The 7,668-nt window shown below is 51.6% G+C and carries 8 protein-coding genes and 1 pseudogene; all 9 read right to left on the reverse strand.

What is annotated here, in order from left to right; translation table 11 throughout:
- Positions 1-10: 10 nt before the first annotated feature.
- Positions 11-346, reverse strand: a complete 336-nt coding sequence (locus GTGU_RS06035; RefSeq protein ID WP_038154916.1) for a head decoration protein — start codon at positions 344-346, stop codon at positions 11-13.
- Positions 343-1,854 (reverse strand): S49 family peptidase, encoded by a 1,512-nt coding sequence (locus GTGU_RS06040; protein WP_038154917.1) that lies wholly within the window; start codon positions 1,852-1,854, stop codon positions 343-345. Before GTGU_RS06040 ends, GTGU_RS06035 begins: the two co-directional genes overlap by 4 nt.
- Positions 1,844-3,430, reverse strand: a complete 1,587-nt coding sequence (locus GTGU_RS06045) for a phage portal protein (protein ID WP_038154918.1) — start codon at positions 3,428-3,430, stop codon at positions 1,844-1,846. The genes GTGU_RS06040 and GTGU_RS06045 overlap by 11 nt, the downstream gene beginning before the upstream one ends.
- Positions 3,427-3,636 carry a phage head-tail joining protein gene (locus GTGU_RS06050; protein ID WP_038154919.1) on the reverse strand — a complete coding sequence of 70 codons (210 nt, stop codon included), beginning with the start codon at positions 3,634-3,636 and terminating at the stop codon, positions 3,427-3,429. Before GTGU_RS06050 ends, GTGU_RS06045 begins: the two co-directional genes overlap by 4 nt.
- Positions 3,620-5,552: pseudogene (locus tag GTGU_RS06055) on the reverse strand (phage terminase large subunit family protein). The gene GTGU_RS06050 and the pseudogene GTGU_RS06055 overlap by 17 nt, the downstream one beginning before the upstream one ends.
- A complete protein-coding gene (locus tag GTGU_RS06060; protein ID WP_038154921.1) occupies positions 5,524-6,033 on the reverse strand; it encodes a terminase small subunit in 510 nt (169 codons plus the stop codon). The pseudogene GTGU_RS06055 and the gene GTGU_RS06060 overlap by 29 nt, the downstream one beginning before the upstream one ends.
- Positions 6,034-6,168: 135 nt before the next feature.
- On the reverse strand, positions 6,169-6,363 hold the full coding sequence (locus tag GTGU_RS06065) for a hypothetical protein (RefSeq protein WP_038154922.1): 195 nt from the start codon (positions 6,361-6,363) through the stop codon (positions 6,169-6,171).
- Positions 6,356-6,601, reverse strand: a complete 246-nt coding sequence (locus GTGU_RS06070; RefSeq protein ID WP_038154924.1) for a hypothetical protein — start codon at positions 6,599-6,601, stop codon at positions 6,356-6,358. Before GTGU_RS06070 ends, GTGU_RS06065 begins: the two co-directional genes overlap by 8 nt.
- A 2-nt stretch (positions 6,602-6,603) precedes the next feature.
- Positions 6,604-7,359 carry a KilA-N domain-containing protein gene (locus tag GTGU_RS06075; RefSeq protein ID WP_038154926.1) on the reverse strand — a complete coding sequence of 252 codons (756 nt, stop codon included), beginning with the start codon at positions 7,357-7,359 and terminating at the stop codon, positions 6,604-6,606.
- Positions 7,360-7,668: the final 309 nt, after the last annotated feature.

Genomic DNA, 7,668 nt, shown 5'->3' on the forward strand with positions numbered 1-7,668 from the left:
ATTTGTACTGTTAAGCATGGCTGATGGAACAACCGACAAAAGCATTTGCCTTTTTGACTGCATCAACGCCGGTGGGCCAGACAAGGGATTCCGTCGCAAAAGTGCCGGATTTGTAATACGTCAGGATCTGCTCGGTTCCTTCAAGCGCCAGTGCCAGAACACCGACAGCAGTACCTGAAGCAGCGCCATCCCAGACCACCAGCTTCCCGCTGGTCGTATTCAGCATCAGTGGTGTGAGTGCGGGGGTTGCAACAGTAATACCGCTTGACGCTTTCGCAGTATGTGCTTCGTCATTTCCGGCAAAAACGCGGCGACCCTGACGGGTTTCGGTTACAGTCGTAATCATTTTTTAAGTCCTGTTTCAGCGAGAGGTGTACCGGGAATGCTCATCATTAATGATTCCTCGGTGTCAGTTCCTGAATCACTGCCAGCCGATACCGCAGACGGGGAGTTCAGGGCCATATACTGCTCAAAAGCGCTGCTGCCACTTGAGGACGCGGCCTGTGAAGGTGAGGCGGCCAGCAGTTCACGGGCTGTTTCGACAGTCATTCCGGGCTGTGAAGCCAGTTTGTCCGCCAGCATCTCGCGACCTTTTGCCTCATCCAGCGCCAGAATTTGCGCAGACAATGTTGCCGACTGCGGCGCTGAGTTGAGGATCGGAATCGCTTTTTCAAGCGTCATGCCCGGCGTGCCGGCCAGTGCTGACGCCAGCATCTCGCGACCTTTTGCAGCATCGCACGACATAATTTTGTCCGCTTCGCTGGTTGCCGTTTCCTGTGCGGGCTGCGGTGCTGCTGACAAAATGGCTTTTGCCTGCTCAACGCTCATTCCTGGCTGGCCTGCCAGCGTCTGAGCCAGCGTTTCGCGGCCTTTCGCCTCCTGACAGTTCAGGATCCCAAGCACACGCTGATTCTCCTGCGCGGCAGCTTCTGTTGCTGTTAATTCAGGCATTGTGCCTCCTCTTTCTTCATTACTGATGGATGCCGCCATCACACTGACAGCATCCGCTGCGTTAACCATTTCATCAGCCAGACCGGCATCAATACCACTCTGACCGACATATACGGCTGCCTCTGTCGCCATCACCCCGGCAACGGTCAGCCCGGTATAGGTCGCCACTTTTCCGGCGAACATCTGACGCGCGGCATCGATGCGGCTCTGAAAGTCCTGTCGAATTTCCGGCGGCAGTGCTTCAAACTGGTTACCGTCAACCTTGTGCGAACCGGAATAAATCAGCGTGATGTCAACGCCTGCCTGTTCCAGTTGCCCGGCAAAACTGGCGTGAGCCATCATGACGCCAACAGAACCAATCCTTGCTGTCTGGGTTACCAGTCGCCGCGAACAGGCGCTTGCCAGCAACATGGCGGCAGAACAGGCGGTGTCATTGCACAGCGCCCAGACAGGTTTTTTGTCACGCAGCCGGTAAATCATGTCTGCGCAGTCAAATGCACCCGCTGCCTGGCCGCCAGGACTGTCAATATCGAGCAGCACCCCGCGCACTGACACATCTTCCATTGCCTGCTGAAGGCAACTGGTGATCCCGTCATAGCCGGTCATACCGGAAAACGGACGCATGGCACCAAGACGATGCACCAGCGTACCGGTGACCGGCAGCACGGCGATGCCATTGATAACCCTGTACACCCTTGCGGCACGTTTTCCGCCGGACATGTAATCTTCAGTTTCGGCCTGGATATCAGGCGGCTGTAAAGTGACGTGCTGCTGTGGAACGGAAAGGCTTGTGGCACCCATTTCCCTGCCCAGCGCGCAAAAGAAAACCCGCGCATAGGCGGGTTCAAGTAACAGCGGCTCATTAAATGCCACTGCCGCAATGTGTGACAGATTACGGCTCACGTTTCGCGCCCTCCTTTTCGGGTTTGCGACTGTCGTTAATTTGTTGCTGGTAGGTGGCGGCGATCCAGACCGGAGGGGTTAACCCTGCCTGGCGGCGCTCTTCCGATTCCCTGAGTTGCTGCGCGAAAATCTCCTGATAATCTTCACCCATTATTGCCAGTTCTTTTTCATACGTACTGAGTCCGCCTTCTATGCGCATCACGGCTTCCTGCACCTCTTTCAGTCCGTCGATCGCCATACGGCCTGCACCAATCCATTCAGAACGGCACCAGCTCGATCGCGCCTGCCAGAACGAAAAGCGGGCTGCGGGAGCACGGATAATACCGCGCACCAGTGCTTCTTCCAGCCAGCAGGCAAACATCTGTGACGCCTGCCGGGCAGCAATGATTTTCCGGCGGCCCATAAAATAACGCCATGACTCGTTAGCAGAGGCGCGGGCACTGGAATAACTCACCTGCGAATAATCACGGGAAAGCTGTTCGTATGACACACCAAGACCGGCAGCAATATACCGCAGCAGACACTTTTCCAGCGCCGAGAAACCGTTATCGGAGTCCTGCGCAGTCTGTAGATTAAGCTCATCTCCGGGAAACAGATGGGGGATCCGCACGCCGCCAAGCCGTATATTGTTGGCGGTGTAATAGGTGGCGTATTTGTTCAGTATTTTGTTGAGCGGATTTTCAGCTTCAGAAAATCCGGCAGCAATATACTCGAATGCTTTATCAGAACTCAGCTCGCTTTCAATCGTTGCGGCGTACATCGCCTTGACTATGGCCGACTGGAGTTGCGTTTTCTGGAGCGTATCAAGCATTTTTAGCTGTTCCATCACGCTGAAAAACTGGTTAGCGCCGCGTGTCTGCCCGTCTTCAAGGGGTTCAAAAATGTGGATCATCGCCGGACGCCCGGAACTCAGGGTGCGTGGAACTCGCGTAAACTTACCGGCACCGGAAAACGGCCAGTCATCTTCACAGACATGGTAGGCCAGTGCGCGACCATGTTTATCAATCTCCACACCGGCACGAAGAAAGCGGCTGCCAATGGAATGCCCTGGCGTATCAACACGACGCGGGCTGATTGCCTTAAATCGCGTGCGGAAAACCTGCGTGGTTTCAGCGTCCCACACTGGCTGAACAAACACTTCACCGCTGAAAGCATGGCTCCCGACACCACCACGAATAAACTCAGTAAATGTGCGTTTGCCCTCCACGTCGATCTCACCAAAAATCGCGTCACAGTATTCAAACCATGCTGCTTCCACCTCGGCAACAAAGTCTTTGGCATCTTCCTCTTTCATTCCAAGATACCGCCAGTTAGGCCGGTAGCTGAGCATAAACAGATGACCGACAATGTGATCCTTGTGAAGCGCCACCGCATTCGCGGCCACGCCGTTGTTTCTGACCAGATCATCCGCACGGGCATTGCCAAGACGCAGGGAGGGGATCAGCGCCGCATCAGCGCTTTCCGCAGCGGGGATCCATTCCGCCATCTGTCCGCCAAACCCGATACCACCCCCCTGGTATCCCAGACTTTCCCGCAGGGGATTACCGTGAATATCAATCAGTGCAGGACGCTTCATAAACGTACTCCGGCAGGGCCACGGCGACGACCACCGCTGATACCAAGCTCCTCTTCCAGCGTGGCAATATATCTGATCAAATCACCCACATCAGCGGGTTTATATTCCACTCTGCGGCCGTCCTTTGTGACGGATATAACCTGTTTTCCGAGCCTCAGCGCGTGTAATACATTTCGTGCCTCCAGCAGTTCAGTCATTGTTGCCATTAATCACCTCCCAGCATGGCGGCCAGTTGCTCAAAAGAAAGTTCTTCACGGCGATTTTCCTGTTTTCTGGATTCAGCCAGTGCATTAAGATCAAGCTGCCAGCGCTGAACAGAGACACGCAGCGCGGCATAAGCGTAAACCAGACAGTCTAGCGCTTCGTTCCTCCGCCCTTTTGCATCCCACAACAGTTTTTTTCTGCCGTTCACCACCTTTTCAATCAACTCTTCAGCCACAAGCTGACGGGCCTCAGCATCATTAAATATGTCCTGGTCGTCAGGCAGATGAATGGCATAGGGTGTGGGAACACTTAACGGCGCAGGATCCATTTTCAGGCGGGCATAAATCATCTCTTTGGCAGTATCACTGCCCACCTCACAAAGGAAAACACCCTGCTGATTACGTGTTTTCGGCATGTTAATGACTGGCTTGCCATAGACTGATGCGCCTTTAATCGGCAGCACACGAAACACACCGTGTTTTTTTGCCCGCTGAAATACGAGTTGTTGATCAATACCGCCAGTGTCCCAGCAAATACGGGCAATGGACATTTCTGTTCCATCGGCATGTCGGTATTTTTTGTTGATCACTGAATCCACCCTCAGCAGGGTTTCTTCGCGGTCGTGTCGCCCCATGATAATGATTTTGTCGACAAGAAACGCTTCTTCGTCAGGTGCCCAGCCCCAGACATAGATTTCATAACGATCACGCTGTGAGTCGATGCCTGCCGTCAGGTACACCACCCGTTCCGGCACCTGAGCACCATAGGCACAGCGTTTTTCCAGTACTGTTTCAGCGCTGAGTTTCTCCGCGACTGCCTCTTCCCATGTCTCGCCAAGCGTGGTATTGGTGAACGTTTTCACACCATTCGGATCTTTCAGTGCGTCATACCAGTCGTACACAATCTGCACCCAGGTGGTGAACGGGCTGTATGCAGTCCAGATGTGAAAGCTGATGTTCCTCGGTGACGGAACTTCCTGCCCTTCGGCACTGAACCATGTCAGGCCATCAGTTGTCCATATGCCTTCGTTATCGTCGATCCAGCGCCCGGATGTCTGGTCAAGCTCAGACTGACGGATAACACAGCCATTGTGCTCACACAGGTAATAAACGGTTTCCGGCTTGTCTTTTTCCCATTTCAGGCCAAATGCCGTGTCGCTGTCGCCAAACTTCAGAAACTGTTCTTCGCCACAGTGTGGGCACGGAACATGAAACCGCATGAAATGCCTGGACTCATTTGCCGCCTTTTCGATCTGGCAAAGCCCCTTCTCTTTTGGCGTTGACCCACGAATGGATTTAGGCCAGACAGAACCTTCAATACGCTTGTCACCGAGCAGCGTTGGCGAACCTTCTTTTTCAACGTCAGGTTCAAATGATGAAAGCTCGTCGTAACACACAATATCAACCGATTTTTCACGGTAGTTTTTTGCAGCAGCGCCACCAAGACACCAGAAACCGACACCAGAAGAAAAGCGTTTCATGCTCAGCGTGTTATCCCGGTGTTTCTTACCGAACCACGGGGCAAGTGCTTTCAGACTGTTAACATCGCGAATCGTTGGTTCCACATGGGTTTTCATGAAGTTTTCCGCGTCAGCATCTGTTGGCTGAAACAAAAGGCTGTTCCGGGATTTGTGTTCAATGAAGTACGCAACCACGCCCAGCAGCATTTTGGTATAGCCAACGCGCGCCGACTTGATCAGATTAACTGTCCTTATCAGGTCACTTCCCATCGCATTTATGATGGCGGCCTGAAAAGGCAGTGTCTGCCAGTCTCCGGAACCATATGATGATTCTTTCGGCAATCGGTAGTATTCATCAACCCATTCAACAGCAGTCATCGGGAGCTGTCTGACGAGTGGCTGCAATCCCTCACGGATGGCTGCCAGCATATTATTCATCTGTATCGCTGATATATTCATCCATCATCGCCTGTAGTTGATCTCCTGCTCGGGCACAGGCGTTGGCACCTTTTGCCACCAGCCGTTTCAGGTGTTCCACCTGCTGAGGTGATAACTCCGGAAACTGGCGCTGCATTGACAGAGGGATGGCATCAAGAATGCTGGATAAATCCATTGCCAGTTTGCTCAGTGCAAAACTGCAAAACCCGGTATCAATTAACTCACCTTCTTTAACCTGATTTTTCAGTCTCTGGCTTCTCGCCTGTTCTGCCGTCAGGCTGATCCTTTCTTTCAGAAGCTGGGTTTCAAGATCGTCATTTTCATCATCGTCAGGTTGTTGTTTTCGCTGTCGTCTTTCCCTGTCTTTTTCGATGACAGTTTTGACATCATAGAAGACCTCTCTCCCCTTCCGTTCAACCGGAATAACTCCCCATTTATCAAAAGCCTGGACAGAAATACCGATGGAGGCAGCCATGTCACTTTTATTGAGTAAAACAGCCATCTCATCTTCCCGTTTTTTGACGACAACAAAACAACAACCAACCTCTGAAAAAAACTCATAAATAGATGACCAGCGCGGGTATTCCTACCCTCGGTATTTTAAATCGCCAGAAAGAACCTATTAATCAATACGTTGCTAACATTTTGCTATCTCAATAATCTGATCGCCGAGGGTGGCAGTGTTGCGGATGTCGTCCACGATGCAGGCAGCGTGGTCTCTGCTGGTGGCATAGAAGGGGATCGCAAAAGAACGTCCGTCGCAATCCGTGTATTTGAGGTCAAACATGTACCAGTTCTGCCCGTCCACATTAACAACGGTTTTATTATTCATGTTTTCTTCTCCGGCAGCGGGTGTGTTTCTCTTCCCGACAGATGTCGTCAAACACTTTCATGATTGATTTCATTAACATGAGGTTCACAAAGTGATGATGAGTACACCCGGCAAGGCGGAGTTGCTCGGTAAACTCCTCCGCCGACCTGATAGCCTGCATCATGTCCTGTTTACCCTTCATAAACTCTGCGAAGTCGCGCCCCGCTCTGGAGGCGCATTCAACGATTCGGTTACGCATGATCAGGCCACCGCATACAGCAGTTTCATTTGACCTTTCACGGTAAAAGCTGACATGCAACGGGCTTCAAAGTCTTTTGGGTCAACACTACAACGAGCGATATTGGTAACAGCTACAAGTTGGTGTTCAACTTTCACTAACGCATCAGGTTTCAGGTGCTGGTGTATTTTCTCACCACTGTCTATTGCAGCCTGTTTTGCGGCCTGATACACATAATCAGGCAGTGCGACAGCATAAACCCAGCGAGCAGTAATCTGACCGAACAATGCCGGGCAGCCACCAACATGACCGAAATAAGGAAGGCCAGACATTTTTGAAAGCGCCTGGTAGAACGGTTCTTTAAAGCGTTTTTCCCATGATGTTGGTTGCTGACATACCATCAGGCCAATGATCTGATCTTCGGTGAGTTGAAAGTTTTTACTCAGGAGAAGATTTTTTATATGCCGGTCACAGGCACGGGCAAATTTAGGAGACAACCATCGAGCGAACTCAACGGCAAGCTCTGGATGCATCCAGGTACCACCGTTACGCCCTTTCTCCACTCGCGATAAAAGGTGAGAAATCTCACCTTTAGAGTTAAGTGCATGAATTCCTAACTCTTTACCAAGTTCATCTGCATATTCCTTGGCCGATTCAAGTCGCAACCAATCAAGAGGTCTTTTATGGTGATGCTTTGCCGCCACCGTGGCGTTAAACCAGCAATCAGATGTAAAAGGGAATGAACGGTCATCGTAATTCATGGGAACAATATTCGTCATGACGTTTACCTACAGAAAGCGAGCCTGCTAGCACAGAGAAACCGCCTCCCAGAGAGGTTGCCACCTATTAGCGGCATCTCTCAGGCTCAGCTTTCTGTAGGCTCTGGGATTGTACAATGCGCGGGCTAGTGCGCGTTTTGGAGATTGGGAAAAATTACGGCACTCAGGTACAGAAAAGGGATGAGCGGTAACTTTTAGGCATAAAAAAGCCCCGCGTTGTAGCGAGGCTCATTTAATGGACTTTGTGATTTGCAAAGTGCGGTCAAAACATTTTTATTTCATACACTGCGTGTTGATGTACTCCTGAAG

Origin of the sequence: Trabulsiella guamensis ATCC 49490 (assembly GCF_000734965.1) — a bacterium.
In the GTDB taxonomy this organism is placed as follows: Bacteria; Pseudomonadota; Gammaproteobacteria; order Enterobacterales; family Enterobacteriaceae; genus Trabulsiella; species Trabulsiella guamensis.

Bases quoted from the DNA above. Each gene is read 5' to 3' on its own strand.
- GTGU_RS06035 (WP_038154916.1), bottom strand. From the start codon at position 346: ATGATTACGACTGTAACCGAAACCCGTCAGGGTCGCCGCGTTTTTGCC.
- GTGU_RS06045 (WP_038154918.1), bottom strand. From the start codon at position 3,430: ATGAAGCGTCCTGCACTGATTGATATTCACGGTAATCCCCTGCGGGAA.
- GTGU_RS06050 (WP_038154919.1), bottom strand. From the start codon at position 3,636: ATGGCAACAATGACTGAACTGCTGGAGGCACGAAATGTATTACACGCG.
- GTGU_RS06060 (WP_038154921.1), bottom strand. From the start codon at position 6,033: ATGGCTGTTTTACTCAATAAAAGTGACATGGCTGCCTCCATCGGTATT.
- GTGU_RS06065 (WP_038154922.1), bottom strand. From the start codon at position 6,363: ATGAATAATAAAACCGTTGTTAATGTGGACGGGCAGAACTGGTACATG.
- GTGU_RS06070 (WP_038154924.1), bottom strand. From the start codon at position 6,601: ATGCGTAACCGAATCGTTGAATGCGCCTCCAGAGCGGGGCGCGACTTC.
- GTGU_RS06075 (WP_038154926.1), bottom strand. From the start codon at position 7,359: ATGACGAATATTGTTCCCATGAATTACGATGACCGTTCATTCCCTTTT.